Origin of the sequence: Sphaerospermopsis reniformis (genome assembly GCF_005402885.1) — a bacterium.
GTDB classification, from domain to species: Bacteria; Cyanobacteriota; Cyanobacteriia; order Cyanobacteriales; family Nostocaceae; genus Sphaerospermopsis; species Sphaerospermopsis kisseleviana.
In genome coordinates, this window is the sequence record NZ_BJCE01000427.1 from 1 (window position 1) to 2,446 (window position 2,446).

General features: G+C 41.7%; 2 protein-coding genes. Both read right to left on the reverse strand.

Annotated features, from left to right (window positions below; genetic code table 11):
* Nucleotides 1-77: 77 nt before the first annotated feature.
* The gene (locus tag FFR48_RS27245; protein ID WP_137669511.1) at nt 78-2,027 is read right to left on the reverse strand and encodes a DNA polymerase III subunit gamma/tau; all 1,950 of its coding nucleotides are present in this window, start codon (nt 2,025-2,027) and stop codon (nt 78-80) included.
* Between the two features lie 100 nt (nt 2,028-2,127).
* Complete coding sequence (locus FFR48_RS27250; RefSeq protein ID WP_162501987.1) at nt 2,128-2,301, reverse strand: hypothetical protein; 174 nt, start codon at nt 2,299-2,301, stop codon at nt 2,128-2,130.
* Nucleotides 2,302-2,446: the final 145 nt, after the last annotated feature.

Below are 2,446 nucleotides of genomic sequence, written 5' to 3' on the forward strand. Positions count from 1 at the left end.
AATCTTGTTAGAATCTTTAATGCCAACCCACATCCTGTAAATCCTGAAATCCTGGATATCCTGATTCAGACAAATAATTAAACTTCCATAAACTGCGGAGATTTGATTTCCGCATCCTCACCAAAATTTGGTGATTGGTGATTGGTGATTGGTGATTGGTGATTGGTGATTGGTGATTGGTGATTGGTGATTGGTGATATGGGTGTTGGTGATATGGGTGTTGGTGATATGGGTGTTGGAGTTAGTGGGGGTGCAGAATTATCTACTGAAGCTGTATTCGTAACTACAGGCTCAATTTTCGGTGTAGGTGGAGGTGGTGGTGGTGCGGGTTGTGATGTAGGTGGAGGTTGATTATAAATAGGGGTTGTCGGTAGTTGCTGAACACTAGTAGAATCTTGTGGAGGCGAATTTTTTTTAGCTGTGGCAGAAGTAGATGAAGTTGCTTTTTCCAAACTTACTTGGATGTCACGTTGAAAAGTGTGGTGAAAAGCAGTTGTAATGATAGGTAAATAAGATTTAACTTTGTCATACCATTTAGGTTGTACAGCAACACGAGCTATGACATCATTTAACTCGATTAATTGGCACATTTGACCTAGTAAAGTTCGTGGTGGTAACTGTTGGATGTTATTACGGACTTGATGCCAAATCTGATTTAAATCATACTCCGATCCCGCTACTACTTCCTGTGGGGGTGCTGTGGGTGTTGTCTCAGGTGCAGGAGGTGTATAAACAGGTTCTGCTGCTGGTGTGGATATCGTGTGAGGTGCTGTGTTAGGTGCTGAATTTTGATTTGGTTGATGATTTGGTTGATGATAAGCTGGTGCAGGTGCAGAGACTGGAGAATGGTAATTTGGTTGAGTATAAGCCGGTGGTGGTGCAGATACAGCAGATGTATTTGCTGCTTGGGGGATACTAGGCGCTTGTACCTGAATATTTGCACTAGGTAATAAACCCAGTAATGTGACTTCTAACCACAAACGGGGTTGAGTAGTATTTTTGAGTTGTACTTCGGCTGTTCTTAAATGTTGCTGTCCCCGCAGAATTGTGGTTATATCTAACCTGTGGGCAAAGTTAACTAATAAAGTCCAAGTTTGTTGAGTACAAGCAACTAAATCTTGTCGAGTTGGGGCGGTTTTGGCTATAAGTAAATCTCGATAAAAAGCGGCTAAATTTTGGAGAATGATTAAGGGTTCACGTCCTCGATCTAGGATTTTGCGGGTAGAATCTAATACTATTTCTGAGTTATCTTGAGCGATCGCCTCTAATAAAACCAGCAAATCTTTTTCACTCACTGAACCCACCAAGTCCCAAACCTGATCCGGTGATACTTCCCCTGGTAACAAAGCTAATTGATCTAATAAACTTTCTGCATCCCGCAAACCACCCTGTGAAAGTTGGGCTACCAATGTAATAGCATCTTGAGAAATATTAATACTTTCGTTATTAGCAATTTTACTTAAATGTCTAACCATCGCTTCTAACTGAATCCGCCGAAAATCGAACCTTTGACAGCGGGAAATAATTGTTGGTAATACTCGCTGGGGGTCAGTTGTCGCTAAAACAAAAACTACGTGCTTAGGTGGTTCTTCCAGGGTTTTAAGTAACGCATTAAACGCAGCGGTACTTAACATATGACATTCATCTATCACATAAACCTTATAGCGACACTGCACCGGAGCAAACTGCGCTTTTTCTATCAATTCCCGGATATTATCAACACCAGTATTACTAGCAGCGTCAATTTCAATTACATCCAAAGAATAGCCTTTGGTAATGCCTTGACAAATATCACACACTCCACAGGGTTCAGCAGTGGGATTGTTACTTTTAAGACAATTTAAAGACTTAGCCAAAATCCGGGCGCTGGAAGTTTTCCCCGTACCTCTAGGACCAGTGAATAAATAGGCAGGGGCGATTTTTGCCGAATTAATGGCATTGGTGAGGGTAGTAGCGATCGCCTCTTGTCCCACTAGTTCAGCAAAACTCTTGGGGCGATACTTATGGTGTAGGGGTTCGTAAGGCATAAAGAATAGGCAGTTAACAGTGAACAGTTAACAGTTAAAGTAAATATATGTAAATATCTATGGAGTATCACCACCAACAAGAATTTGGGGCTTCACTATTTTAACAACTGATGACCATTTCCTCTGGCAAAGAAGGGAACAGGGAGATGGTGACTGGGGACTGGGGACTGGTGACTGGGGACTGGGGACTGGTGACTGGGGACACTTCGACAAGCTCAGTGCATCGTTGGTGACTGGGGACTGCCTCCTTACATAGCACCTTGTTACCTAACATCGCTAGAATTTTAAGAGCTAGTCCTAAGCTGACTATTTGATAGACAAAACTATACTTATGTTGACAAGCATTGACATAAGTGAGTTAAGAAAATCGCCCACTTGATATATAATCCTACGATATCAAGTATTGAATTAAGACTATT